General features: G+C 52.8%; 22 protein-coding genes and 1 tRNA gene. 7 read left to right on the top strand and 16 right to left on the bottom strand.

The window, feature by feature from the left end; translation table 11 throughout:
- Both AAC019_RS01895 and AAC019_RS01890 read left to right on the top strand, forming a co-directional pair.
- Window positions 1–583, top strand: a 583-nt coding sequence (locus AAC019_RS01895) for a sigma-70 family RNA polymerase sigma factor (RefSeq protein ID WP_339896857.1), incomplete at its 5' end; no start/stop codon positions are given.
- A gap of 383 nt (window positions 584–966) precedes the next feature.
- A tRNA-Ile gene (locus tag AAC019_RS01890) sits at window positions 967–1,043 on the top strand.
- 322 nt (window positions 1,044–1,365) lie between these two features.
- Here AAC019_RS01890 and AAC019_RS01885 read toward each other — a convergent pair.
- The 3 genes from AAC019_RS01885 to AAC019_RS01875 form a co-directional block, all read right to left on the bottom strand.
- Window positions 1,366–2,436 carry an SGNH/GDSL hydrolase family protein gene (locus AAC019_RS01885; RefSeq protein WP_339896856.1) on the bottom strand — a complete coding sequence of 357 codons (1,071 nt, stop codon included), beginning with the start codon at window positions 2,434–2,436 and terminating at the stop codon, window positions 1,366–1,368.
- Between the two features lie 164 nt (window positions 2,437–2,600).
- Window positions 2,601–5,615, bottom strand: coding sequence for a TonB-dependent receptor (locus tag AAC019_RS01880; protein ID WP_339896855.1), 3,015 nt, complete (start codon window positions 5,613–5,615; stop codon window positions 2,601–2,603).
- Between the two features lie 628 nt (window positions 5,616–6,243).
- Complete coding sequence (locus tag AAC019_RS01875) at window positions 6,244–8,082, bottom strand: monovalent cation:proton antiporter-2 (CPA2) family protein (RefSeq protein WP_339896854.1); 1,839 nt, start codon at window positions 8,080–8,082, stop codon at window positions 6,244–6,246.
- A 186-nt stretch (window positions 8,083–8,268) separates the two neighbouring features.
- On the opposite strand from AAC019_RS01875, the gene AAC019_RS01870 reads away from it, so the two are divergent.
- The gene (locus AAC019_RS01870; RefSeq protein ID WP_339896853.1) at window positions 8,269–9,849 is read left to right on the top strand and encodes an enolase C-terminal domain-like protein; all 1,581 of its coding nucleotides are present in this window, start codon (window positions 8,269–8,271) and stop codon (window positions 9,847–9,849) included.
- Window positions 9,850–9,900: 51 nt separating this feature from the next.
- Here the strand turns inward: AAC019_RS01870 and AAC019_RS01865 are convergent, their stop codons facing one another.
- From AAC019_RS01865 to AAC019_RS01810, 12 genes are all read right to left on the bottom strand, one after another.
- Window positions 9,901–11,481, bottom strand: coding sequence for a mechanosensitive ion channel domain-containing protein (locus tag AAC019_RS01865; protein ID WP_339896852.1), 1,581 nt, complete (start codon window positions 11,479–11,481; stop codon window positions 9,901–9,903).
- A 173-nt stretch (window positions 11,482–11,654) separates the two neighbouring features.
- The gene (locus AAC019_RS01860; RefSeq protein WP_339896851.1) at window positions 11,655–11,861 is read right to left on the bottom strand and encodes a hypothetical protein; all 207 of its coding nucleotides are present in this window, start codon (window positions 11,859–11,861) and stop codon (window positions 11,655–11,657) included.
- Window positions 11,862–12,149: 288 nt separating this feature from the next.
- A complete protein-coding gene (locus AAC019_RS01855; protein WP_339896850.1) occupies window positions 12,150–14,102 on the bottom strand; it encodes a response regulator in 1,953 nt (650 codons plus the stop codon).
- Between the two features lie 6 nt (window positions 14,103–14,108).
- Complete coding sequence (locus tag AAC019_RS01850; RefSeq protein WP_339896849.1) at window positions 14,109–14,552, bottom strand: response regulator; 444 nt, start codon at window positions 14,550–14,552, stop codon at window positions 14,109–14,111.
- A gap of 6 nt (window positions 14,553–14,558) precedes the next feature.
- On the bottom strand, window positions 14,559–16,055 hold the full coding sequence (locus AAC019_RS01845) for a CHASE3 domain-containing protein (protein WP_339896848.1): 1,497 nt from the start codon (window positions 16,053–16,055) through the stop codon (window positions 14,559–14,561).
- Window positions 16,052–16,291 (bottom strand): histidine kinase dimerization/phospho-acceptor domain-containing protein, encoded by a 240-nt coding sequence (locus tag AAC019_RS01840; RefSeq protein WP_339896847.1) that lies wholly within the window; start codon window positions 16,289–16,291, stop codon window positions 16,052–16,054. Before AAC019_RS01840 ends, AAC019_RS01845 begins: the two co-directional genes overlap by 4 nt.
- 80 nt (window positions 16,292–16,371) lie before the next feature.
- Window positions 16,372–17,682 (bottom strand): sigma-54 dependent transcriptional regulator, encoded by a 1,311-nt coding sequence (locus AAC019_RS01835; RefSeq protein ID WP_339896846.1) that lies wholly within the window; start codon window positions 17,680–17,682, stop codon window positions 16,372–16,374.
- Between the two features lie 744 nt (window positions 17,683–18,426).
- Complete coding sequence (locus AAC019_RS01830) at window positions 18,427–18,594, bottom strand: hypothetical protein (RefSeq protein WP_339896845.1); 168 nt, start codon at window positions 18,592–18,594, stop codon at window positions 18,427–18,429.
- 1 nt (window position 18,595) lies between these two features.
- Window positions 18,596–19,138: a TMEM14 family protein gene (locus AAC019_RS01825; RefSeq protein WP_339896844.1), complete on the bottom strand. Its 543-nt coding sequence runs from the start codon at window positions 19,136–19,138 to the stop codon at window positions 18,596–18,598.
- 11 nt (window positions 19,139–19,149) lie between these two features.
- Window positions 19,150–19,386, bottom strand: coding sequence for a hypothetical protein (locus tag AAC019_RS01820; protein ID WP_339896843.1), 237 nt, complete (start codon window positions 19,384–19,386; stop codon window positions 19,150–19,152).
- 193 nt (window positions 19,387–19,579) lie between these two features.
- Window positions 19,580–19,741, bottom strand: a complete 162-nt coding sequence (locus tag AAC019_RS01815) for a DUF1328 domain-containing protein (protein ID WP_339896842.1) — start codon at window positions 19,739–19,741, stop codon at window positions 19,580–19,582.
- Between the two features lie 241 nt (window positions 19,742–19,982).
- Entirely contained in the window at window positions 19,983–21,317 is a 1,335-nt protein-coding gene (locus AAC019_RS01810) for an AI-2E family transporter (protein WP_339896841.1), read from the bottom strand.
- A 242-nt stretch (window positions 21,318–21,559) separates the two neighbouring features.
- Here AAC019_RS01810 and AAC019_RS01805 point away from each other — a divergent pair, with 242 nt between their 5' ends.
- A complete protein-coding gene (locus tag AAC019_RS01805; protein WP_339896840.1) occupies window positions 21,560–22,231 on the top strand; it encodes a BON domain-containing protein in 672 nt (223 codons plus the stop codon).
- A 50-nt stretch (window positions 22,232–22,281) separates the two neighbouring features.
- The gene (locus AAC019_RS01800; RefSeq protein WP_339896839.1) at window positions 22,282–22,827 is read left to right on the top strand and encodes a ferritin-like domain-containing protein; all 546 of its coding nucleotides are present in this window, start codon (window positions 22,282–22,284) and stop codon (window positions 22,825–22,827) included.
- 37 nt (window positions 22,828–22,864) lie between these two features.
- On the opposite strand, the gene djlA is transcribed toward AAC019_RS01800, so the two are convergent.
- Window positions 22,865–23,662 carry a co-chaperone DjlA gene (gene djlA / locus AAC019_RS01795; protein ID WP_339896838.1) on the bottom strand — a complete coding sequence of 266 codons (798 nt, stop codon included), beginning with the start codon at window positions 23,660–23,662 and terminating at the stop codon, window positions 22,865–22,867.
- A 194-nt stretch (window positions 23,663–23,856) separates the two neighbouring features.
- On the opposite strand from djlA, the gene AAC019_RS01790 reads away from it, so the two are divergent.
- Window positions 23,857–24,768 carry an EboA domain-containing protein gene (locus AAC019_RS01790; protein ID WP_339896837.1) on the top strand — a complete coding sequence of 304 codons (912 nt, stop codon included), beginning with the start codon at window positions 23,857–23,859 and terminating at the stop codon, window positions 24,766–24,768.
- Complete coding sequence (locus AAC019_RS01785; RefSeq protein WP_339896836.1) at window positions 24,765–25,661, top strand: TatD family hydrolase; 897 nt, start codon at window positions 24,765–24,767, stop codon at window positions 25,659–25,661. The genes AAC019_RS01790 and AAC019_RS01785 overlap by 4 nt, the downstream gene beginning before the upstream one ends.
- The last annotated feature ends 16 nt before the right edge of the window (window positions 25,662–25,677 follow it).

The raw sequence follows: 25,677 nt of genomic DNA, 5'->3' as shown, positions 1-25,677 counted from the left end.
ATACCGTCGCGGCTACAAGTTCTCGACCTACGCCACCTGGTGGATTCGTCAGGCCATTACCCGCTCGATTGCGGATCAGGCCCGCACCATCCGTATCCCGGTGCACATGATCGAGACCATCAACAAGCTCAACCGCGTATCGCGCCAAATGCTTCAAGAGATGGGTCGCGAGCCCACCCCAGAGGAGCTGGGCGAGCGCATGGAAATGCCAGAAGATAAAGTTCGCAAGGTGCTTAAAATCGCCAAAGAACCTATCTCCATGGAGACGCCAATCGGCGACGACGAAGACTCGCATCTGGGCGACTTTATTGAAGACAGCACCATCGTCTCACCGGTAGAATCCGCCACCAGCGTCGGCCTAACCGAATCGACCCGCGAAGTACTCTCGGGCCTTACCGCCCGTGAAGCAAAAGTACTGCGCATGCGCTTTGGTATCGACATGAACACCGACCACACCCTCGAGGAAGTGGGCAAACAGTTCGACGTTACCCGTGAGCGTATTCGCCAGATCGAAGCCAAGGCACTGCGCAAACTGCGCCACCCCTCGCGCTCCGATCACCTGCGCAGCTTTTTAGACGAGTAAGGGATTTACAGGAGTGTTGGGGCGGCTATAATGCCGCTCCGGGACGGTGAACGGTTTATTATTCACTACGAAAAAAGAACATTACTACTGAACGCAGTAGATTTTGGCCTCTGACAAGGCGCTTGGGAGCCACCCGCAAAGAGCATATATTAATATGTGACTGAGGATGGCGGCCGTTTAAAGCTCCAGGCAAAAACGGCACTTCCGCCATCCATGGCGGTCAAGCACTCAACGCAGCTCAGGGGGCAAAAAATCAAGTTTAAACGCAGGATTTTGGGTTCAGAGGTAGGAGCCGCACAGAAACTTGAAGGAGTGTACACCCAAGTACATGACTGAAAGTTTCGAGCACGCGACGCCCCTCTGGGCACAAAAGACAAGTTTAAGGGCCTTTAGCTCAGTTGGTTAGAGCATCCGACTCATAATCGGCAGGTCCCCAGTTCAAGTCTGGGAAGGCCCACCATATAGGAAGCCGCTATCTTTTCGGATAGCGGCTTTTTTATTGACCTTTAGCTCAGTTGGTTAGAGCATCCGACTCACCTTCTCATATAAGTCGGGGCAGGCCCCCAGTTCACAAATTTGACAGGATCAAATTTGGGCGCGGGAGCTTAGCGACGGCGGGCAAAGCCCGAGGCACAGGACGTGCCGAGTCCACTCTGGGAAGGTCGATACTTGCTCCTGCAGAATCATCATCCGCCACATCCATGTGGCTCGCCCACCACACAAAAAGCCGCTATCTTCTCGGATAGCGGCTTTTTTTCAAAGAGCGAATCAAGCCGCCTAACTCACCAACCTAAATCGCTGTTCAAGATCTTAACTAACTTATCTGCCAAGCGTTTTTGCGTGACAACATTGGGGTGATAATCACAGCCGTAACCATCGTCAGGTTCAATTTTACCCAAATCGACAACCTCAACCTGGCCAGAGGCAATAGCCTCAAGGTCGGCTTGCTGCGCCGCGCGGGCGTCGCCCGAGAGCATTGGGCTTACCATTAAATAAATGGGTCGCTCGGGGTAGTCGATTTGTACTTGCGACACGAATTCGCCCATCGCCGCGCGGTAGCCCGGCGCACTGCCCTGCCAAAAATCGTTAGTGCCGATGGCAATAATAATGGCATCGGGGCGATAGCGAGAAACATCCCACTCACTGTCAAAGTCGTCACCCAGAGTTAGCAGGCGGCGCTCGGCAATGCTTGGGGCTTGGGGTGTGTCTTCGCCGTATGAGCGCCATACACCAATACCCGACCAGGCAATGGTATGGATATCGGCGTTAAGCTGCCGGGCCGCAACGCCAGCATAAGCCAAAACCGGCGAACTAGTTGCCTGCGAGTAACTGCAACTTTTATTTGTACCTTCGACACCATAGCCGGCGGTAATGGAATCACCAATAACCAATAAACGGCGCGAAGAAGGTGCGGGCGGGTTGAGCAGCTTGCCGTCTGTGACAGGATCAGACGCTAAGGCGGTGACGCCTGAAAACGACTCGGCTAAACGGGTCAGGCGCACGTGGTGAGGTTTGTCGTCGAGGCGGGAGGCCAAAACGTAATCATCCTCGCCGGCTTTTACCCAAAGCTCAGATTGCTCGCCGTCAACCTCAACCAGAAAGCGTATATCGGCCGTACTGGCAAGCCGGATGGCAGCACTTGAGCCTTTGAACCGAAACGCCATTGAGGTGCCCGGCCAGGTAAACGCCGCGCGCCCATCCGTGCGCTGATCGAAGCGGCCCACCAACGTAACAGACTCCCCCGAAAAGCCTTGCTCTGTTTGCAATGTCGCCGCAGGGGTTAGCTTGCCGGACGCGGGAGTACACGCAACCACCGAGCAAAGTGCCAGCGTGGCGATTATTGTTTTTAACATGAATACAGCCCTTAAAAGTGAGTTGTGGTAGTCATACTATAGCGTGTTGCACAAAAACACCTGCAAACAGGCAGCACTGAGGTGCAAAAACAAAAAAGTGGGAGCCGGTTTCCCGACTCCCACAAGGCTATGTACATGCTACACAAGTTTTTGGGTCGGAGAGCTTACAAACGCGCGCGGATACCCAAAGCCACACGACGCTCTTGCACATTCAAAGAGCGGAACTGATCTTCAAACTGCGCATAGTTGCGATAATCGGTCTCGGTTAAGTTGGTGCCTTGTAGGTAAACCGCGACGTTATCGTTAATGTCATAGTTAATAGAGGCGTCCAAATACCCGGCGGGCTCTGACCAGTTACCCAAACTGATCGGCGCCTCGTTGGTATTCAACCCCACCTGCCCCTGGAAGATATCGCTGCGCCAGTTGTAGGCAACCCGAGTGCTTAGCTTATCGCCTTGATACCACAACACGAGGTTAGCCTGATGCTCTGAGTTGGAATTAAGCGGAAAGCTGTTGCCCTCCAGATCGACACTACCCGAGTCGTTATCAGAGTAGGTGTAGTTCGCCTCGATACCCGTGTTAACCAAAATACCGGGCAAGAAGGTCAGCGCCTGCTTATAACCCAACTCAAACCCTTTCAGATCGGAGGCCGGAACATTTTTGGTGGTCCAGATGTTGGCCGAGCGGCGAACGACACCGTCTGAGTCCGGGTACTGACGCTGCTCTTGCAGGGTTTGTGCGGCGCTCTCGACTTCGATCAGGAACACGCCGGCGCCCAGGATACCGCCTTCGCCAAAGTACCACTCAGTCGAGATGTTGTAGTTGTTGGCACGCCACGGATCGATATACGGGTTACCCTGATCGTTACCACCGCCTGGGCTGGTGACAACTTTGTAAGCTTCGCCGTTCTCGTCGACCTGATTGCCATCCGGGGTATACACGCGATACTCCTGATACCAGAGCGACTCACCTTCCCCCACATTCACTAAGTCGTTGCGCGACATAGTTTCGGCATAACCGAAGCGGACGATTACGTCTTCGCGTGGGTAAAAGTTGATATTGGCCGAGGGCAGTACATCGGTAAATGAAGTCTCGGTAGTTTCGGTGCCAAGCACTTTGTACATCACCTGCCAACCTTGCGGCTGACCATAGGTGGCCGGATAGCCGCCACCGTAATAGGTGCCCTCTTCCGGAACCGCGCCCTGATCGTAAACACTGTTGACGACCTCGCGGCTGGTTTCGACCACACGCACACCAACATTACCGTCGAAGGGAACGCCGAAAATGCCATCCATATTTTCAAAATTAAATTGAGCGTAACCTGAGGTTTCTTCTTCCACCACCGAGTAAGCACGCGATGGGTCGGCAAACTTTTGCGCCCCCGGATAAACAAAGTTCATAAACCCGTTCAAATCATCCAGACTCTCGGGGTCCAATGCGGCAACACCGTCGCCCCAACCACCAAACGGGCCAAAGTCATTGTAGGAGATAAGCTGTTCGCGCAGTTCATCGTAGGGCGCAATACCCAAATCGGCATTACCCTTAAAGTCGTTCCAGTCCGGGTACTGCTGCCAAACAAAATCGCCGGGCAGCGGCTCGTACCACAACTCTTCTGGCACGTTAGAGTCTGCCCAAGTGGAGTAGTAGCCGGTTGGCGTCATATAAATAAAGCGGGTGTGGTCGACATCGCGGCGACCATAACGAACCCCAAAGTCCACCGAGGTAAAGCCGGCAAAATCAAACTCGTACGAGCCATCGGCGCGCAAAGCATCAAGCGTCGCTTCATCGTCGGTACCATCGGCGAACGCCTGAAATAAGTTGAGACGATCGGTACTCGACAGGTCATCCTCAAACTGGAAGGTAGGGTAATCTTCCCGGTAATCAACGGTTACCCAGAAAGGGTCAACCGGGTCATCCTGGCCATCACCGTCTTCATCGACCCAGTACCACTCGGGCGTGCCCTGCTGGAAGGTCGCGTTAGCGTAGTTCTTTTCAGCCTCAGCGTGAATATAACGAACCGAGCCCGTGAAGGGGCCACCGTTATCGTAGCTAAACTCCAGATTAGCGTTGATCGCATCGGTATGATTTTGTTTGCTTTGCGTTGTCGCCTGAAAATCGGGGGCTTCAACCACCGCCACCTGTACCGAGTTAATCACACGTTCAGGGGTCTCGCCTTCGGCGGGCACAACCGCTTCGATCTGGCTTTGCGTACCTGGGCGTAAGACATCGTAATTGTCACTGTTACTGCCATTAAACTGCGTGCGCACACCACGATCATACTGATCCATTTTGGTGTAAAACACATCGGCCGTCAGCTGCATGGCATCGTTAATATCAAACTGCAGTGAACCGGCAAAACCTTCGCGCTCGCGCTCCATCACAAATGCGCTAACACCATAACCACCGGGCACTAAGTAGCGATCGTTTAAATCACCATTGCCATTCAAATCCAACGGATCACCGCCGGCATTAACAAAGCCCAGGCGGGCATCTTCCCAAATCTGGTAATTGGCCGCATTAGAGTTGGACTTAAAAGCACCCAACGTAAAACCAAACCGGTCGCCGTTATATCCCACAAACGCATTGGTGTTGTAGTTGTCTTCCTCGGTAATCGAGCCCTGCGATACCTCTGCGCTGCCAACCGCGGTCCAGCCCTGCTCAAGGTTGCGCGGGCGACGGGTTTTTAAATCGATAACACCCGAGATACCGCCGGCAGACAAGCCCGCACTTTGCGATTTATAAACATCCACACCAGAGATCATGGAGGCGGGAATATCACCGTAATTAGCGCCTACGTCGGTAATCGACCAGGGGCTTAAAAACTGCTCGCCATTTAGGGTGGTGAGCACCTGCGGCATACCGCGCACATTCAGGCTTGTGCCTTCACCGGCCGTGCGCTGAATTTGCACCCCGGTTACACGCTGCAATGAATCCGCAATGGTTACGTCGGGCAGCTTACCGATGTCTTCGGCAACGATGGAATCGACAATCACTTTGGAGTCGCGTTTTACGTCAACCGCCGCCTCTTGAGAGCTGCGAATACCGCGTACAACAACCTCTTCAAGTAGCAGTTGCTCATCGGACGTTTGTTGGGCCTGAACCACACTGGCAGTTGCCGTCAGGGACAGTGCCGTAATCCAGGTGGACAGAACTCGCTGATTAGGGAGTGTTTTTCTCATGACTTGCCTCTTTTATATTTTATTGGCCTTTGCTCACTAGGCTGGCTGAGGAGCAACCAAAGCCAGGTGGGCAAACGGGCATACCAGACTGTTATCTTTTTATACGATAATTGCCTTTATCGTCGCGGTATTCTCCACAAAAATGTAACCGATTACAACAAAATATTACAAAGATTTACCGCCAAGCCATTCACAATTAAGGCCTTAACCATGCCGAACGCCCCTTTTACGCTCTAACACCAGCCCATAAAAAAGCCAAATAATCTATAAATTTCAATGGGATACAAAGATATTGCCCGATATTGAGGTGCCCGAGCGACATCTTATTGATGCGTACAACTGAACAACAGGGGGTTCCCTAAAGGCGGCGAGGGCGCGGGCAAACTCAGATAAAAGAAAGTCGGGGCGGGCAATTATGTAACCGGCGTTCACGGCGCAAGCCAAGATGGCATTCTTTATGTCTAGTGGCTATACGGGTGCCTGAACGCTGTTATCGGCAAGCTTCTGCAGCACTTGGGCCTGCGCGACGTTGCTCAGCACAGGCAATAATACAAGCAGCCACAGTAACCTTTTAAAACACGGCAAATGCATCTCCGGGTACTATTACGTTATACAGAAAATACACCACTTAACGTTTATCGCTAACGGGGATTTCAGTGTCCTCAGCTTGCGTTGTACCGGCATCATCCTGCAGCACCCTGCGCAATTCGTCGAGATTTTTGCGAATCGCGCGGCCATAACTTTTATCGTCGCCCCACAGTTTGGCCAGCTTGCGCAGCGATTTTTCGTCGTGCTCTTCAAACAACTGCCCCGCCCGCTCGGCGGCCTGTTCGGTTTGTCCTAGTACTTTTAATGCATCAACCCCCAGCTCCAGCGCCGAGTGAAATGTCTCCCGCCGCAAACCGGCCACATCTGCCGCAATAAGCTGGTAAGCATGGCGGCGGTCGATCGCCCGCACCAATATTTTTAATCGGGGAAAGTGCTTTTGCGCGGTGGTTACGATGCGCATGGCCCGGTCGGGCTCATCCACGGCGACAATCAAGACCGCGGCTTCGTCGCCACCCGCGGCACGCAGTAAGTCAGATCGGGAGGCATCGCCGTAGTAAACCTTATTGCCAAAGCGGCGCACCAACTCGACCTGGCCGGGGCTATGATCGAGAATCGTCAACCGATACCCCTGTGCGCTCAGTAAGCGCCCTACTATTTGGCCAAAGCGGCCGTAACCGGCGATGATAACGTGATCGGTGGGGGCGATATCGGTATCCGCGGCAGGCTCTGGCTTGTTTTGCCCGGCACGGCTAAAAAACCATTCGTAAGCGGCCAGTAACAGAGGCGAGATAAGCATGGATAAAGCCACAATAACGGTTACCGTCTGGCCAACCTCTGGGGTAAAAACATTCATACCGCCGGCGGCCGAGACAATGACAAAGGCAAACTCACCGCCCTGAGCCAGAGCCAGCGAAAACAATAAGCCGCGTTTGACCCCCATTTTGAAAATCAATGCCAGCAGCATTAGCACGGCCGCTTTTAGAGCGATAAGGCCGATAACCGCCAGCGCAATCAGCAGTGGTTTATCGAGCAAGACATCAAAATTGACGCTGGCGCCAACGGTAATAAAAAACAACCCCAACAACAGCCCTTTAAACGGCTCGATATCCACTTCAATTTCATGGCGATACTCACAATCGGCTAACACCACACCCGCCACAAATGCGCCCAACGCCGGCGACAGCCCCACCCCTTGCATCAACACCGTAATAGCCACCACGATAAATAACGCAAAGGCGGTAAAAATCTCGCGGCTATCGGTTTGCGCCAGCCAGCGAAACACCGGTGCGGCTAAAAAACGCCCGGCTAATATAACAGCGGCAATGGTGGCGACACTGACCATAACCCGCAGCGGCGCCGATAAGCGGGCAATAAAATTCGCGTCCGGGGTCATCGCTTCGGGGCTGCCACTGGCACTGCTCAACAGCGGCAAAAGCGCCAGGATTGGGATAATGGCCACATCCTGAAACAGCAAGACTGAAAAACTATTGGAGCCGGCCGGCGTTTTTAACAGGCCCCGCTCGGTCATCGACTGCAACACAATGGCCGTGGATGACAGCGCGAGCGCCAAACCAATCGCCAGCGCGCTCTTCCAGCTAAGGTCACTGACCACAACGGTAATGACCGTCAGCAATGCCGCCGTCAGGGTAACCTGCAGGCCACCCAAGCCCAAAATGGGCCGGCGCAGCGCCCACAAGCGCGCAGGCTGTAGCTCAAGGCCGATTAAAAACAGCATCATAACCACACCGAACTCGGCCACATGCATCACGTCGGTCTGATCGCCCACCAAGCTAAGCGCATAGGGGCCGATGAGCACACCGGCAATCAAATACCCCAGCACCGAGCCCAGCCCTAACCGCTTAGCCAAAGGCACGGCAATAATAGCCGCACATAAATAAATCAGCGCATTGTGTAACATAAAGCTCTCTCTTGTGGTCGCTGTTATCGTCGCCCCTGTAACGTCGCCCCTTCTTGCGGCAGGGGCGTCGTCTTGTGGGCCAGCTGCTATGCTATATAGCAGGCTGTTAACACTATTTTAATCAAGGCCATTAATAGTAGCGCTCATCACCCTATTTATATAGCGGTCATCAGGAGGCAAAGCGACATGATCACCATCCAGTCCGTTCAAGTCACCCCGGTTGCGGCACCACCTACTGGCTTTGGTGGCGACGCCCGCAATATCGCCCAGGGTGGCCCGACGTATGCCAATGTTTATTTACAAATTACCACCAGCGACAGCCGTTTAAGCGGCAGCAGCATTATCTTTACCAATGGTTATGGCTTAAAAGAAATGTGTCAGCTCACCGAGCAGTTTGCCACGCGTTTTTTGCTTGCCAGCGACTCCCCTATCAGAGTCGACACCTTACACGAGGGCACTAATTTCGGCCGTTTGTGCCAAAGGATGCTGCAAGATTCTGACTACTGCTGGCTCGGAGCCGTCGGTATGTCACGCATGGCCATAGGCGCCATTATTAACGGCTTGTGGGATCTGCTGGCAAAGCATCAACAAAAGCCCGCGTGGCATGTACTGGCCCAGATGCAACCCGAACAACTGATTGCCTGTGTCGACTTTGAGCATATTAGCGATGCTTTAACCCCTGCCGATGCCCTGACACTGCTGCAAAACGCGCAACACGGCTTGGCCCAGCGGATTGAACGGGTATACCAGCGCGGCTTACTCGCCTATAACACCGCCGGCTGGAGCGGCATCAGTATCGAACAGCTGCAAGCTCAAACCCGCCTAATGATCGACCGGCGCTGGCCACAAATAAAAATAAAGGTAGGGGCTAGCTTTGCCCAACGCCGCCTGCAATTAACCGAGCAAAATCAAACACCAAACCGCGGCCAGCTTGACCAGCTTGCAAAAGAGGCGGCCGATGACGATGTGATCCGCTTGCGCGCCGTATTTGAAACCATCGAGCACTATGATCGCCGTCATCAGCCGTTGCAAATTGCTGTGGACAGCAATCAGGTATTTGATGTGCGCTCGGCCGTGGTTTTTATTGGCCACCTCGGCAAAGAGCTATACAAGCTTAACCCCGACTATAAAATAGTTTGGTTTGAAGAGCCCACAACACCACACAGCGCCATGGCCCACTTGGCGATACAACACTCGCTACAACTGGCTTTTACCGATTACGAGCCACCGCTGGAGGTGCCTTTATCTACCGGAGAACAAGGCGCATCACCGGTGGTATTTAAAGATTTACTGTTTGCCAACCTCGGGCGCTTTGAGCACGAATTAACCTGTTCCATCGAGGTCATTCAGATGGATTACTCGCGCGTTGCCGGCATCGCCGATAACCTGGCGATTTTACTATTGGCGCAACATGCTCGGCAGCAGGGCCGCGATGTTCGCATTTGCCCGCACACCGGGGGCATTGGCTTATGCGAGGGCATGCGGAATGTCCAGGCGCTGCAGCACGCGCTATTCGGTCACACCAACATTAAGGGTACACCGGATATTTTAGAGTTTGTGGAAGAACCAGAGCGCAGCGTCCATGAGGGCGTTTTTAGTAACCCGGCCATCGTGGTTGACGGACACTACCAAATGAACTCCACCCCAGGGGTCGGTGTCGACTACAGCGACGCAGGCTTAGCACGCTACCGGCTACCCGATGGCTCGGCCTGGACCGAAAACGACAAGTTTCACGCTCTGGCCAAGCGCTTTGTGGGCGAGCACTAACACCGCAAAGCGCATCGCTGTTTACCGATACCAGCCTGCCCCGCAAGGGGCTTATCGCCCCTCGCCACCATCCGCTTCCTCCGCAGGATCATCGTCTGACGATGGTTGCTGCGCGCCTCGCTTGGCAGTGGGTGAACGATCGTGCTTTTTACCCGACCCAGAATCAGCCGCGTCGCCTGACGGTTCATCGTTATCGGCATTGGCTTGCAGAGCATCATCGGCATCGGTTATACGCTCGACCATTAACCGCGCAGGTGGCGCACTGCCGTCTTTGTCCTCGCCAAAATACAAGGTCTGATGCGGGAAAGGTATTTCAATATTATGCTCGTCAAAGGCGTATTTCATCCGGCGGTTAAACTCGCGCCCCACCTTCCACTGTTGAATAGGCAGCGTTTTAATACGCGCTTTGATGACAATCGCGCTGTCGGCAAACGCATCAACCCCAAGCACCTCAAGGGGCTCAAGAATTAACTCTTTAAAGTCGTCGTCTTTTTCCAGCTCTGCACTAATGCTTTTTAGTACATCAATGACTTCATCGGGGCTCTCGCGATAGGCGATACCCACGTTAAACATATAGTAGCTAAAGTGTTTGGTGTAGTTCTCTACCACCGTGATCTCACTAAAGGGCACTGTATACACCCGGCCGTCTAAGTCACGCAGCTGTACTTTACGCAGGGTAATCTTCTCGACCAAGCCGGTTTTTCCGCCCACGGCGGCGACATCACCCACCTGTATTAAATCCTCGACAATAATAATAAAGCCGTTTAACACGTCTTTAATCAGTGCCTGAGCGCCAAACCCAATCGCCACACCCACAACACCGGCACCCGCCAGCAGCGGAGTTACATCGATCCCGAGCTCCGCAATAACGGTGATGCCAAAAATGACCAATACCACACCATAAAGAACATTGCGTGCAATTGGCACCAAGGTGTTAATGCGTGAACTGCCACGTTTTTCCAGGCGGTAAAAATAATGCTCTAGAGCGGCAGAGATTACCTCAAACAAGATGACCGCAAAAATGAGGGCAATTAAAAAGCTGAATAAACTCTCGAACCAGGAAGCCACCGTCTGGCTAATGGTGAGTTTGGTAGAACCGTCTCCACCAACCGCCATTACCGCTAGGCCAGCGAAGATAAATATAAATAAAAACGCAAGGATGTTGATTAGTCGGTGATAAAAACTTAAGCGCTTATGGTTAAACCGAAATCGCTTACGCGCGGCGTGGAGCTTTCTGAATAGTTTTTTAACCGCCCAAAGAACAAAAAAGAATACGACAATAGCCACCAGCACAATCAGCCCAATAGCCACCCAGCGATCTGATGCGCTCGACTCAAAGCCGAGACGGTCTAACAAGCCCTCAACACCACTTTCCCAACTCTGGGTTACCTCGTCGACATTGATAACATGATCGACGTCAACGGCCTGCGAGCGCGACCCTTCGCTGCCGGCATCGCACTCTTGCCCCTCACAAGCTGCGGACGATGAGTTTTCACTGCCCTGCTGTGATGACGATGAGTCACTGCCAATATCAAGGCCTAGACCGGGCATTGCCGATATCGGCGAAGCAACAATGAACATCATCAATAGGGCAAACACCGGGCGCCATAGGGTGCGACAAGCAAAGGTCATAACAAATCTCACTGTGGTTTAAATCAAACGCTGATAAGCTTCACGCTAACTGTATAGGTATTCGGGGGCCGAGAGTTTTGGGGGTAAGCATAAAAAAGCGGTGGCGCACTTAACGTACGCCACCGCTTTTGGTATCGCGTGATACTGCCTAAGCAATATCGGCAATGGCTAGCTTAACAGTTTTCGCCCGACACTTCTTCACAGGCATCTTCCACGCCATCACTGACTTTATCGCCGGCATCTTCCATTGCATCTTTGGTATCTTCTGCAGCGTTGTCCAGACTTTCGCCCAGTTGCTCAGCACCACCATCATTGGTGTCGCACGCCATCAGTGGGGCCGTAATCATCATAAGTAACAGTAAACGTTTAATCGCGTTCATTTTTTGCTCCTTGGTATTGGCTGTTTTCTTAGTCGCACCTGTCGTATGGCTTGCTTGCGTAACTTCAAACCCTACTCGAACGTTGCGTACTTTAACCTATGCGTGAACCATGCCAACTTAGTAAATGGCCACAATAGGCGTGTTGCAAAGGCTCGGCAGGATACATCTTTAGATTTTCTTGCAACTTTTACACGCCAGATCCAGCAACTTACAAATATACGTTAATTATTCCGGCGTCATATTGTTTTTAGCATAAACACTGCCAATAGCCAGTAATTTCTTGGCGAGCTAGCCCAGCACTCGCTCTAAATCGGCCAAAGACAGCGGTTTTAACAAACCGGACTCGATGCCACTCTGCTTGGCACGAGCCTCATCGAGTGGGTCGCCACTGGCAAGCACCAGCCGGGCATTGGGCTGCAACATACGGCAGCGTTGCGCCAACTGGTAGCCGTCCACATCCGGTAAATTAGCGTCCAGCAAAATTATCTTAGGCGTCTCTTCCAGTAACAACGACAAGGCCTCAGCGCCATCCTTTGCCCCCACTACCCGCCACTGCAGCAGCTCGAGCAAACCGCGGGTCGCCAGCAAGGCATCCGGGTTATCTTCAACCAGCATAATAACCGGCCGCTCAGCGCCGCTATCACCTGCGCCTGAGGGCGCAGTGCTTAGCGCGGCGGTAACCTCTAAGTGGCGCAATAGCAGCGTATACAATTGAGCCTGATCCACCGGCTTGCTTAGATACGCATTAAAGCCCGAGGCCAAACAGGCATCCATATCGCCCTTCATATGGGCGGCGGTAAGAGCCACCAGCGGTGTGGTATGGTCCTGTTGCCGCAGGGTCTGGGCCGCTTCGTGCCCCCCCATAACCGGCATATGAATATCCATAAGCACCAAATCATAGGGTTCGCCCTTTTGCTGTTGCTCTTGGATACGCTCTATCGCCTCTGCCCCGTTTTGCGCGTAGCTAACCTCGGCACCGGTTATTTTGACAAAGTGACCAATCAGCAACCGAATATCCCGCAGGTCGTCAACCACCAGCACTCGACCCGCCAATTGGGGGATCTCGCTTAACGGTTCGCGCTCCACGTCAACTTCCAACGAAAAGGTTTCGCGCACCTCTAACGGCACTGCGCCGACATTAATATAAAAGCTGAAAGTGCTGCCCTCGCCCGGAGTGCTGCTCACCTCAATCGCGCCGCCCAGGCGCTCAACCAGTTGCCGGCTAATAGCCAGCCCCAGGCCGGTACCGGCTTGCGATTGCGCATAGGAATCTTTGGCCTGAACAAACGGCTGAAATATCTCGGCCTGAGACGCCAGGGTAATACCCACACCAGAGTCTACTACCCAAAAGTGCAGTTGCTCCGCGCCTGCCTCGCCACCCATTTCTACCCGCACAGTAATACTGCCGGCTTCGGTAAACTTAATGGCATTGCCAATTAAATTCAGCAGCACCTGACGCAGGCGAGTGGGGTCTGTAACGATTTGAGTCGGTAATGGCGAGGGCGTCTCCATCAACAGCTCTAAGTTTTTATCCACGGCCGCGCCGCGCATCAAAAAATAGATATCCGTTAAAAATGATGACAAATACACCTGCTGCGGCTCTAACTCTAGCTTGCCTGCCTCAATTTTGGATAGATCCAGAATATCGTTCAAAAGGCCCAGCAAGTGCTTACCATTGCGGTGCACGACACGTAAATGCCCGGAGGATTCAGCGTCTTTACTGTTGGTCAGTAATAACTCGGTAAAACCCAAAATCGCCGATAAAGGTGTGCGCAGCTCGTGGCTTAAGTGCGCAAGGAATTCGCTTTTCGAGCGATTCTCCGACTCGGCTTTTAAACGCTCAACCCGCTCACGCTCCATCTCGCGGCGCGCCAAGGCGTAGCGAATAGCACGGGCAAGCTGCTCGGAGGTAAGACTGGCCTTAACCAGATAATCCACCGCACCGGCTTGCAAGGCCTGCATATCCACCTCGCCCTGATGCATCCCGGTGAGTAGGATAATAGGCCCGCTAAACCCCAGCGACTGCGCCTCAGCCAGCAACTCGATACCGTCGCGGGCACCGAGTTTATAATCCATCAGGCACAAATCGTGTTGATTGCGGCTGAGCTGCTCGCGCCCAGCGTCGTAACTCGGGGCCCAATCCAGCTGATAAGGCCCGGTGGTTATCTCATCCAACAAATCCTGGGCGAGCAGAAAGTCATCTTCATCGTCATCGACGATTAATAGCTTTACATCTTGCATAAGCGATTAAGGTAACTCGACAAATTCGACCCAGTATTTACCCAAAGTTCGCATCAAATCGACCAGCGCCTCAAATGTCACAGGTTTAGATATATAGGATGCGGCACCTAAGTCGTAGCCTTTAATCATGTCCTCTTCGGCTTTCGAGGTGGTTAAAATCACCACCGGGATACGACGCAGTGCAGGGTCAGATTTAAGCTCGGCGAGCGCCTCACGCCCGTCCTTTTTGGGCATATTTAAATCGAGTAATATCAAGCCGGGCAACGGGTACGTGCTGCGATCGGCGTATTGCCCCTCGCCTTTAAGGTACTCAATCAGTTCAACGCCGTCCTCAGCAAAGTGCAGCTCATTGAGGACCCGACTCTCCACTAACGCTTCTTCTGCCAACAGCCTATCGTCGGCGTCATCATCCGCCATCAGAATAATCAAAGGCTTCTTTTCTACATTCATGGAAGGTTATTCCTCTATGGTTGCCAACTCAAATTGAGTTTTCGGCAAGGTAATAATAAATTGTGTACCTACACCCACTTCACTTTCGGCAATGATCGAACCGCCATGGCGCTCGACGATTTTTCGACACAGGGCTAAACCGATACCGGTACCGGCGTATTCATCGCGTCCGTGTAAGCGCTGGAACAGGTTGAACACCCGATCGTTGTACTGGGTATCAAAACCAATGCCGTTATCACTAAACACCAGGCGCAACCAATCACGCGGCTCGGCGCCCTCATCATCGAGGGCATCTTCGTCAGCAACATCTTCGCAGTGAATACGAACCACAGGGGCGACACCTTCGCGACGAAACTTAAGGCTGTTGCCGATCAGGTTCATAAACACCTGACTTATTTGCGATTGATCGGCGTCAATCTCGGGCAGCTCGCCAAACTCGACACTCGCCCCGGTATCCTCAATCGCGTATTCAAGGTCTTCTAGCACGCTATCCATCACCGAGTTTAAGGCGACAAGCTCAAACGGTTTTTGCTGGGTCGTCACCCGGGAAAAGCTAAGCAAATCGTCAATAAGGTGCGACATACGCTCCGATGCGGCGTGCATGCGGCGAATATAGTCGGCGCCACTATCACCCAGTTCGGTACTGTATTTTTTTAGCAGGCGATCACCAAAAGCGCGAATTTTACGCAACGGCTCCTGTAGGTCGTGCGAGGCGACAAAGGCGAACTCTTCCAGCTCGCGGTTACTGCGCTGCAGCTCATCCGAGTACTGCTGCAACACGAGGGTACGCTCTTCTACTTTGTCTTCCAACTCGCTGTTGGCTTTTTCGATCTGGGCGTACAAGGAGTTTAGCCTCCGGGAGCTGCGATACACCGCCACAAAAATAACCAGTGACAACACAAGCCCCAGGATATTAGTGGCAAACAAAGACTGTAAAATAAACTGTCGGTCTTGCCGCGCGACGTGACGATTTTTATACAACATCATCATTTCGTCGGCTTCCATGTCGTCCATCAGCTCACTGAGCTGTCGCATTAAGCTCACGCCGACATCCGAGCGCACTCGGTTCATCGCCTGCTGACGCTCACCGGCATGCACTAACGAGACCGTTTCTTGCATCTCATCGATTTTTTGATTCGTTAATTCAAATACGTTTTTAAAACGCGTCAACTGTACCGGGAGCTCGGTGGTGGCGCCGGACAAAGACGCCAACAATTGGTCGACCTGCGCCAAAGCCTTGTGGTACGGCTCGAGGTACTGGCCATCGTTAGTGAGCAAATAGCCTCGTTGGCCGCTCTCGGCGTTAACTAACTCGGTTTTTAATTCTTTAATAAGCGCCAACACCTCCAGGGTATTGGTAATGCTTTGGTTGTTTTCGTGCATCACCCCGATAGAGCGGTATGCAGTGCTCATACTAACGACAAAAAACACCACCAGTGCCAGCAGTACCAGTAACCAAGGCCGGCCTGGCATTCTGGTGTTTTTATCAAGCAGGCTAATCAATTGCGCTCTCCTTGACTGCCTGAGTCAGAACGCGGCTCAACTGACAGATGATCGCGTAGTTCTGTAAGTACGGTGTCGCAGCGGCGACACTCCTGCAGTATTCGTTCAAAGATGGCGCTGGCCTTTTCGACATCGCCGGTACGCTCAAGGGTTAATTTACCCAGCTCGGCATTGACCGAGATATTATTGAGTGGGTTTCGCACATCATGGAGCAAGCGCTGTGTGTCACTACTCATAAAGAACCTTAAAACTAGTAATTACTGCAAATTTTTAATCGCTCTAACAACCGTCAGACAATTAACACGACGTGTACTGATTACTGCTCCGAGTAACTGTTTAACCGGTTGTACAGGGTTTTTAGACTTACCCCCAACATCTCGGCGGCTTTTTTCTTATCGCCATCCAGGTGCTCCAGAGTCGACTCTATCAGCTCGCGCTCGACATCCTCTACCGTTTTACCCACGGTAATACCGGCACCTTTATTGTCTCCCACTTTAGAAAACGGCGACGACAAGTCATCTGGCAACACCAAAAGCTGTGTATCGGGGTCGGCCATAATAAATGCCCGGTGAATCGCATGGCGCAACTCGCGCACATTGCCCGGCCAATCGTAAGCCTGTAGCCGCGCCAAATCCTTGGCATCCAGTTTAATACTCGCTTTGTATTGGCGGTTAAACGCCTGTAAAAAATACTCGATCAGCAGAGGGATATCTTCCACTCGCTGACGCAGCGGTGGTATATGAATCGGAAACACCGCCAGCCGAAAATACAAATCTTCGCGCAAACAGCCTTGCTCAGCTATTTCAACCTCGGTTCGGTTAGTCGCGGATACCACCCGACAGTCAATATCAACCGCACTGGTCGCGCCCAGTCGCGTTACTTTATGGGTTTCCAGCACACGCAGTAAGTTGGGCTGCTGGTCGATAGGCATTTCGGTAATTTCGTCCAAAAACAACGTGCCCTCGTGAGCCAACTCAAACACACCGGCCTTGCGGTGCGTTGCCCCGGTAAAGGCGCCTTTCTCGTGGCCAAATAACTCACTGCTAATCAGGTCACGGGCAAACGCGCCACAGTTGGCAGGAACAAAACTGCCCTTGGGCTTACTCGCGGTATGAATCGCGGATGCCACCACCTCTTTACCCACACCGCTCTCGCCCATCAGCAATACGTTCGCCTTGGTTTGCGACACTCGCTCGATCATCTGATAGAGCTTTTGCATCGGTGCCGACTCGCCCACCAGATGGCCAAAGTACAGGGCTGTATCCGCCTCACCCACATCATCGTCATCTTCAAACAGCGACTGTAACTGCGCCAAATCGATTGGTTTGATTAGATACGAAATATTCGGCCCATATAGATCTTTAACAATGGATTTTACGGACGGGTGACCGGTTACCAGGGTAACGCGAGTTTGCTCGCGGTTTTTGATCGAATCCAGCACGTGCAGGCCACTTCCGTCGGGCATAATAAGGTCAAGAATGACATGGTCAAAGGATCTTCCGGCCGCTTTAGCTTGCGCATCGGCAACGGTGCTTGCCGCTACCACGGTATGCTGAAGTAATTCCAGCAACTCAGTGGTTGCCTCTAAAAACCCTAAATCATCATCAACCAATAAAATTTGCGCCACTGAGTCTTCCTCGGTTCCGTTAATACAACACTGTCTCGATATGGTTTCGGACGACAATGCTACACCGTTTTGCAAAATATGCGCAGTGGTTTCGCCCACTGGCCAGTAGTATTTTTTCTGTTCTATCTAAGGCGCCAGCAATACCCGCGCTTTAGCGTGGATGACCAGCCCTAACACTGATGGCACAAACCTTGCTTGACCACAATTACCAAATAGGGGCAGTAGCGTTACCGCCCACCACGTATGCAGTCTAAGAGAGGTAATGTTATGACTCACTCACCCAACGGCCCCGCCAGCCACAAAACACTAACCTATTTAGCCGGGCTAGGCAGTGCAGATTCTTTAGGCGCCGATCAACTATCGCGCCACAACTCTCATCAGCAAGGTCTGGCAACAACGCCCCGCAACCTACTAGATCGCCTACGGCTTGTCGGTCAAAACCTCTTCCGCGGCCAACCCCGCGCCTAGAGGCCACTGTCAGGAAGGGAGCGGTCGAACCATCAAATGCAGTAGCCCGCCCACCTTCCTCACTCCCTCAGTAGCCGCCACACTGACGCTATAAAGGCAACTAGTGGTATGGCTTCGCAGAGACCAATCAGAGGCATTCACGCAGAACGGCAATCCCTTTTGGGCATCGCCGCCAGCCAGATGAACGAGCTCGTTTGCCGAAACATCCGAGCTTCAACCGGCTTTGACGAACAAACCTTACCCAATCCAGTAAAAACACCCTCACTTTAATTCCCGCTATAAAAACAGGCTCCAGGGTGTTAAACCGCTGTAACGCAGCAATTTGCGTGGAACATTATGTGTCGGGGCAATACGTTCAACCAAAAAACCAGCGACCAATGCGCTGGCTACCGCTCCCCAAAACAACGCCCGGCGGTCAACCTCACCGTACTCCGTCACCAACATATCATTGAGGGCTTTCCTGCGAGCGCTCAGTTTCAGGCTTTTTTGCTGCACTTTTTTCGCTAAACTCATTACGCACCCCTTGAATAAACGTTTTTAGCTGTTGCCTAGACTCCGGTAAGGTCAGCCGTCTGCGGTAACGCTTTACGCTAAACCACATAGCAACCAGCAGTAGCACCTGCATGACAAACAGCACCAAAAAGCCAATAACGGGGATACCGCTGGCACTGTAGCCAACCCACGCCACCAAGGCCGAAAGACTCAGCCAGGTTAACAATATAGCGGGAAGCAGCAGCAACCAGCTGCCAACAAGTGCGGGAATGCTCTTAAGTGCCAAAGCTAATTCTAACCCCAGCAACTCTGAGTAACTTTTGAGATACCCCATCACACCATCGCCTATAGCAACGGCATTGTGAAACTCTTCGGCGAGGCGGCTGGTAACAACATCTTCTGAAGCTTGCTCTCCAGCAGTTTGCTCTACCCGCTCTTCAGAATCGATTGAGCGGGGCTTACTGGCCCCGCTCTCATCTTTTCTCTGCTCGGTCATTGTTGCCCGCGCTACCTAGATGACTTCATCAAGCGCGACACCAACCAACCGGCGGCAAAGGCGACACCCACGGTGACTAATGGACGTTCGCGTACGAAGTTTTCAGCTTGGTCGCCGTACTCGCGCGCACGAACCTTGCCCTCCTCCATTTTCAGGCGTGCCTCAGCCGCACCGGCAGAGCCGATCGAACCGACGGCATCGTAAACACTAGAGGTGGCTTGCTTAACTTGATCCATTGCTTCAGACATGGAAACTCCTTCTGCATTGGTTGAATTACTCGTTCTACTTGACTTACCGCTTTGCGTAGCCATGATAAATTCCTCTTAATCGTAATCTTCCAAATTGATGTGATGGTGTGGCGAGTCTCGTTAACTATTGTGCAGAGCCTCGCCGCTGTCAAACAAACGACAAACTATTGCTTTGCCAGCTCGCTACCAACCGTTATGGTCGGCGGCGACCAAAGATAAGCGACAGAATAAACAGCACCAAAAAGACCACAAACAATATCTGTGCGATGCCCGTCGCCGCGCCCGCGATACCACCAAAACCGAATACAGCGGCGACCAGTGCGATAATAAAAAATAAAATTGCGTAACCTAACATAGCTATTCTCCTTTGCTGTTTATGCCGCCATCTTCACGCTTGCGCTTTTGGCGGCTTACAGGTTTTATAACTCAAACGGCGTGCCAACTTTTTTAAAGCCGCGCCGCTACTAGGCTGCGGGGCAAAACACCGGGTTTAGCAGGGCAACAGCAGCCTCTTTTTACCCCTTAACTTGCAACATCTGCATCCGTAAACGCACGTTTTACACATATATTTCGCGCCGCACCGGCCAAAACCTTTCTTACGAGTCAGTGTTAGAGCTGACTGAACGTGGCGCCGGTGCCGCTTCTGTATCCGCCCCATACCCGCCATCGAGCACGCCAACCCATCGACCCATAAGATCTAAGTGGGTCGCCAGTATGCGCCCGCACACAAGCAACGGGATCGCTATCAACATCCCCACGGCACCCCACAGCCACCCCCAAACAAACATCCAAAGAACAACAAGCAACGGATTCATATTGAATCGCTGACCTAGTAGGGTGGGAGTAACAAACTGACACTCGATAAAGTTAAGAATTAAGAACGCCCCAGGCACCATAGCGACCGCCTCCCAGGACGAGTACTCCATAAACCCCACACCAGTGAGGATTACCGCCAGCAACATTGGCCCCACATAGGGCGCAAAATTGAGCAAGGTCGCCAGCGCCCCCCACAACAAGGCGTCTTCGACCCCCAACAATTTCATTACACCGGCGGTCGCCAGCCCTAAACCGACATTAATTAGTGAAATGACAAGCACGTAGCGAGAGATATCATCTTGTATTGCCTGAAAAACCACGACGGTCGACTTTTTAGCGCTAAAGGTGCTGCGAGCCTTTACTACATGGCGCATGAGCTCCTCGCCAAACACAAGAAAGAAATAGGTAATCACCACCACAGCACCAACCTGTATAGCAAACAGCGCTGTTGTCTCGGCCAATACCGACACCGCTGAATGCAAGGTCGAATCCATGGCCTTCTCTATGGAGTCACCCCCACCGCCCGACGAAGATCCGGACATCACGCTTTCTTTAATCGCCGTAAACGACTTCGACATTTCTCCCATCTCACTGGCGAGCTTGTCACTTAACGTCGGAATTACCTGCAACCAACGTGTCGCGGGTTCGACTAACAAACCGAACAGATAGCTAATCCCCCCGACTAAAGAGCCAATAACCATCAATGCCGCTGCAGGCTTAGGTATATAAAGCACACCCAATGCTCGAACCAACGGGCTTGAAAACAGCGCGATAAAGGCCGCAACACAAACTGGCACCAATAAAGTCTGAGAAAAATATAAGGTATATAGCACCGCCAGGATCGCTAATAGCTTTAGTGCCAGCAAAGCGCCTCGACTGATTAGGCGATCACTAACGGCTGCTACCGTAAGGTCGGATTTAGGGATTGTCGACATATTGTTGGCCTCTGGATGGTGACGCTTTGGTAATAACAGGCACATGCTCGCCCGATCTGGCTTACACGCAAAGTCGTCAATTACTGCGAAATCTATACCAGCCCGTTGATGAGTAAATAAACGATAAAAAAGGCCTTTTTCCGCAACAAAACTAATGTCATGGCCATTAGGGCTGTACATTTTTCACAGATTTGAAAATTAAGCCCTCGCACTCACCGCTCGGCGCGCGCGATTAATGCGCCATTTCTTCAAGCCTAAAAAGCTAAAACATCCAGACGACAAAGGTGGCCGCGCCGTTTTCTTACGAATTTCACCACATCCAAAACTCTTCTTATACGTCTGGCACGATTTACGCATAAAGGGAGGCAACAATGAATTTTTAATCGTTTTGTCTTGTCATTTTATTTGCGGAGTATTACACGATGAACACCCCGGAAAGACACTCACTGCAACACATGATCGCACCCGTTACGTCGGTGGCACTTGTCACCGCCTTCTCAGTCTCGACCGCGATCGGTGCGAGCGGTAAGGGTGCCTACGCTGATAAGCCCTCAGCCAAAGATTATTGGGCCGAGTTTAGCCAAGACAGCGGGCAGAGCTGGGAGAGCGAGCAAGATGCGTTTCGCGATGGCTGGATAGAAGGCCGGCTCGACACGGTTTTGGCGTTAAACAAACACCTCAATCCGTTCGAGCTGAGCGTAAACGTAACCGCATCTACCGCGACGCTTACCGGCGCCGTTGCGAATGAAATCGACAAAGAGCTGGCAACAAATGTTGCAATGGGCGTGGAGGGTATTGAAAAGGTAGACAACCAACTCAGTGTCGATAAATCCCTAGCGCTTGATGGAGACCAAGAAAAGGGCCGCAGCTTTGCAGAGTATCTATCTGATATCTCGACGACTGCCGCCATTAAGACCGAGCTTCTGGCTTCGTCAAATCTCAGCGGTCTTGGCATCGACGTTGACACCTACCGAAACGAGGTGACCTTGTCCGGCTCGGTCGATAGCGACGCACAGCTCAAGCTTGCTGAGGCCATTGTCACTAAACATCCGGATATCGACAAAGTACACAACAAACTAAGCGTTGCGCCGTAGCCAATTGACGCATTCAAAATTTAACCGTGATGCAACTCAGAGGTAACCATATGACAAATACAGCCTTTATTAAAGACTTGGATAACCGCCGCGCTCAGGCGCGCAAGCACATGATGAACGGTGCCGTTACCGAGGACTTTACTCAGGATAAAGATCAGATTATTGAGCTACTTAACGAGGCGCTCGCCACCGAGCTCATTTGCGTATTGCGCTACAAGGCGCATTACTACACCGCGCACGGCCGCGGTGCCAAAGTGGCATCGGCCGAGTTTTGGGAGCACGCCCAAGAGGAGCAACAACACGCCGACCAATTGGCCGAACGTATTGCCCAGCTCGGCGGCGTGCCCGAAATGAACCCGGATGAGCTAACCAAGCGCTCGCACAGCGATTACCACACAGGTGGCGACACGCTGGAAATGCTACAAGAAGATTTGGTGGCCGAGCGCATTGCCATTAGCAGCTATCGCGAGATGATTGGCTTTGTCGGCGATAAAGACCCCACTACTCGCCGCATTCTGGAGGACCTGTTAGCGCAAGAGGAAGAACACGCAGACGATTTGGTCGAGCTGATTGAACATATTGACGGTGAACGGTGAACGGGAAGTGTGCCCGCGCACCGCACTTTAATTGCAGTTACTGACGGGACTTTTTAATCAAATCGTAAGCCGCCTGTATCTCTTGCGAGCGCTCAGTGGCGGCTTTAACCGCATCCTCAGGCAAACCTTGTCCGGCGAGTTTATCCGGGTGGTACTGGCTCATTAATTTACGGTAAGCCTTTTTCACCTCGGCATCCGACGCGCTGGATTCAACTCCAAGTGCTTCATAAGCGCTGCTTAAGTCGCCACCCCGGGGCTGGGCGCCACCGCCGGACTGATACCCGCCCCCAGCCGAGAACGAGTGCTGCGCTTTAATCATGCGCAGCAATTGCTCAAAGGCGAAACCACTGATACCCAAGGCGGCGGCTACTTCGCGCAACACACGCTCTTCGCTGGCATCAAACTGGCCATCGGCCAAGGCCAGATTCACCAGATACGACAATAGCATTTGCACCAAATTGCGGTTGTTGCCGCAGCGGGTGCGAAACTGCGCGAAAGTCGCCTCAGGGTTAAAGTCAGGCTGAGAGCCCTCTTTGAATAAATTGATGGCTACCCGGCGCTGGTCGGGAGACAGGCCCATCTGAGTCATGAGCTGCTCGGTCTGAGCCACCTCGATCTCGCTCACGCGACCATCGGCCTTGGCGAGATACCCCAGCAGAGTAAAGGTTGTCTCAAAAAAGCACTGGCGTATGATCGCCTGCTGCTCCGGAGACGCCATACGGGCTTGATTGCGGTAGCCTTTATCGAACATATGGCCGATAAACACCCCCAGCATAGCCAGCAGAGGGCCCCCGACCACAAAACCTAATACACCGCCAATTATCTTACCAATCATGCTTTAATCTGCTCCAATACAAATTGTAAGCTGCAAGCTTACCATTAATAACGGCGTAAACGTGTGCAACAAATCTTTACAGACCGCGCCCCACTTGGCGCAACCACGGCCCGCTTGCACCCGAGCAACTCGATAACCCTAAGGCGATTCCGTATAATCGGCGCAAGCGCCCTTTAATAACATAGCGAAACTCTATGAAAGAACAAATAACAGCAACACTGGCGCAGCTACTCGAACCTCGCCTTAGTGACGCCGCCCTCGATTTTTGGCAAAAAGCCCAACGAGAAGTGGCGGCCGGCGCCGAGCGCTCGCGCTTTTCAGCACTTATCTCAATGGCCAGCCGCCACGCCAAGCGCGTGCCTCTGGCGCTCACTGAGGCTGAGCTAGCCGCCTGCGAGCATGCCGCACCCGGCTGGTCACCCAAACGCTGGAACTTGCTCGAGCTGTTCCGGGTCGCCCTGATATGCACCCGCGAAGACGTCACCGAGCCGAACTTTGCAGAGGATTTTGAGTCTTTATTCGTCTATGCCGACGAGGGAGAAACCTGCGCCCTGTATCGCTCGCTGGCACTGCTGCCAGAGGCGGGGCGGTTTGTCTGGCGCGCCGGCGAGGGCTGCCGCTCGAATATGCTCAGTGTATTCAGCGCTATTGCTCTGGATAACCCCTACCCGGTCAAACACTTTGATGATACCGGCTGGAACCAACTGGTAATTAAAGCGCTTTTTTTAGAGCTGCCACTGCACCGTATTATCGGCCTGGACGAGCGCCGCAGCGCGGAGCTCACCCGCATTGCGCTCGATCTGGCCGACGAGCGCCGCAGCGCCGGGCGCGCCATTGCCCACGATTTATGGTTGTGTCTGGACGCCAGCCACGCCGAGCGCAGCCGAGCGCTGGCCGAGCAACTGTGGCCCGAAGCCGACACTGTAACCCGTTCGGCCATTGTCCTCGGGTTGGCGCGAGCCGAGCAGCACACCGAAGTACAACGTCTGGCCGAAACCGAGTCAGATATCGACGTCGCACACGCTATTGATGCGGCGCTGGGCGGTAAATTTGATCAACAGCAATTTGCCCGTCTGGTCACCAATAACAGCGAGACAGAGCTATGAGATTTTTTGACCCACACATCCATATGGCCAGTCGCACCACCGATGACTACCAAAACATGGCCGCCGCCGGCATCCGCGCCATTATCGAACCCGCCTTCTGGATGGGGCAGCCGCGGACCAATGTGGGCAGCTTTATCGACTACTTTTCAAGCTTGGTAGGCTGGGAGCGTTTTCGCGCCTCACAGTTTGGCATAGCCCACTATTGCGCCATCGGTATTAACTCCAAAGAGGCCAATAACGAGGGCCTCGCGCGTGAAGCTCTGGAGCTTTTACCCAACTTTGCATTAAAGGAAGGCGTAGTCGCCATCGGTGAAATTGGTTACGACGAGATCACCCCAGCCGAAGAGTTTATCTATCAGGCGCAGCTTAAATTTGCCGTCGAGCACGACATGGTGGTGATGGTGCACTCGCCCCACCGCGATAAAAAGAACGGCATTATTCGCAGCATCGATGTAGCGCTTGAAATGGGCGTACCGCCACACAAGTTGGTGATCGACCACAACAACGAAGAAACAGTGCAAAGCGTATTAGACGCCGGTGCCTGGGCCGCCTTTACCATTTATCCCAACACCAAGATGGGCTCCGAGCGCATGGTTGAGATCGTGCGCCAATACGGCCCCGAGCGCATCATCGTCGACAGCTCGGCGGACTGGGGGGTGAGTGACCCACTGTCGGTACCGAAAACTGCCCACTTAATGAAAGAGCGCGGCATCGAGCCGGCCGCCATCGAACTAACCTGCTGGGGCAATGCACTCGAGGCGTACGCCCAATCTGGACAAATCGACGTCGACGCCCTGATGCAAGATGCGGTGATCGACCAGTCGCAATCCTACAGCGACAACTCCGTTTTGCGCGGCCAACAGCCCCGCATTGATGAGCCAGTAAAAAATTAACGATAAGAGCGTGTCA

The organism is uncultured Gilvimarinus sp. (genome assembly GCF_963975215.1).
GTDB lineage: Bacteria > Pseudomonadota > Gammaproteobacteria > Pseudomonadales > Cellvibrionaceae > Gilvimarinus.
This window is presented reverse-complemented; position numbering and strand designations above follow the sequence as displayed.

Bases quoted from the DNA above. Each gene is read 5' to 3' on its own strand.
- AAC019_RS01875 (WP_339896854.1), bottom strand. From the start codon at position 8,082: ATGTTACACAATGCGCTGATTTATTTATGTGCGGCTATTATTGCCGTG.
- AAC019_RS01810 (WP_339896841.1), bottom strand. From the start codon at position 21,317: ATGTACAGCCCTAATGGCCATGACATTAGTTTTGTTGCGGAAAAAGGC.
- AAC019_RS01870 (WP_339896853.1), top strand. From the start codon at position 8,269: ATGATCACCATCCAGTCCGTTCAAGTCACCCCGGTTGCGGCACCACCT.
- AAC019_RS01840 (WP_339896847.1), bottom strand. From the start codon at position 16,291: ATGAGTAGTGACACACAGCGCTTGCTCCATGATGTGCGAAACCCACTC.
- AAC019_RS01805 (WP_339896840.1), top strand. From the start codon at position 21,560: ATGAACACCCCGGAAAGACACTCACTGCAACACATGATCGCACCCGTT.
- AAC019_RS01790 (WP_339896837.1), top strand. From the start codon at position 23,857: ATGAAAGAACAAATAACAGCAACACTGGCGCAGCTACTCGAACCTCGC.
- AAC019_RS01880 (WP_339896855.1), bottom strand. From the start codon at position 5,615: ATGAGAAAAACACTCCCTAATCAGCGAGTTCTGTCCACCTGGATTACG.
- AAC019_RS01785 (WP_339896836.1), top strand. From the start codon at position 24,765: ATGAGATTTTTTGACCCACACATCCATATGGCCAGTCGCACCACCGAT.
- AAC019_RS01825 (WP_339896844.1), bottom strand. From the start codon at position 19,138: ATGACCGAGCAGAGAAAAGATGAGAGCGGGGCCAGTAAGCCCCGCTCA.
- AAC019_RS01865 (WP_339896852.1), bottom strand. From the start codon at position 11,481: ATGACCTTTGCTTGTCGCACCCTATGGCGCCCGGTGTTTGCCCTATTG.
- AAC019_RS01855 (WP_339896850.1), bottom strand. From the start codon at position 14,102: ATGCAAGATGTAAAGCTATTAATCGTCGATGACGATGAAGATGACTTT.
- AAC019_RS01820 (WP_339896843.1), bottom strand. From the start codon at position 19,386: ATGTCTGAAGCAATGGATCAAGTTAAGCAAGCCACCTCTAGTGTTTAC.
- AAC019_RS01850 (WP_339896849.1), bottom strand. From the start codon at position 14,552: ATGAATGTAGAAAAGAAGCCTTTGATTATTCTGATGGCGGATGATGAC.
- AAC019_RS01860 (WP_339896851.1), bottom strand. From the start codon at position 11,861: ATGAACGCGATTAAACGTTTACTGTTACTTATGATGATTACGGCCCCA.
- AAC019_RS01830 (WP_339896845.1), bottom strand. From the start codon at position 18,594: ATGTTGGTGACGGAGTACGGTGAGGTTGACCGCCGGGCGTTGTTTTGG.
- AAC019_RS01800 (WP_339896839.1), top strand. From the start codon at position 22,282: ATGACAAATACAGCCTTTATTAAAGACTTGGATAACCGCCGCGCTCAG.
- AAC019_RS01885 (WP_339896856.1), bottom strand. From the start codon at position 2,436: ATGTTAAAAACAATAATCGCCACGCTGGCACTTTGCTCGGTGGTTGCG.
- AAC019_RS01815 (WP_339896842.1), bottom strand. From the start codon at position 19,741: ATGTTAGGTTACGCAATTTTATTTTTTATTATCGCACTGGTCGCCGCT.
- djlA (WP_339896838.1), bottom strand. From the start codon at position 23,662: ATGATTGGTAAGATAATTGGCGGTGTATTAGGTTTTGTGGTCGGGGGC.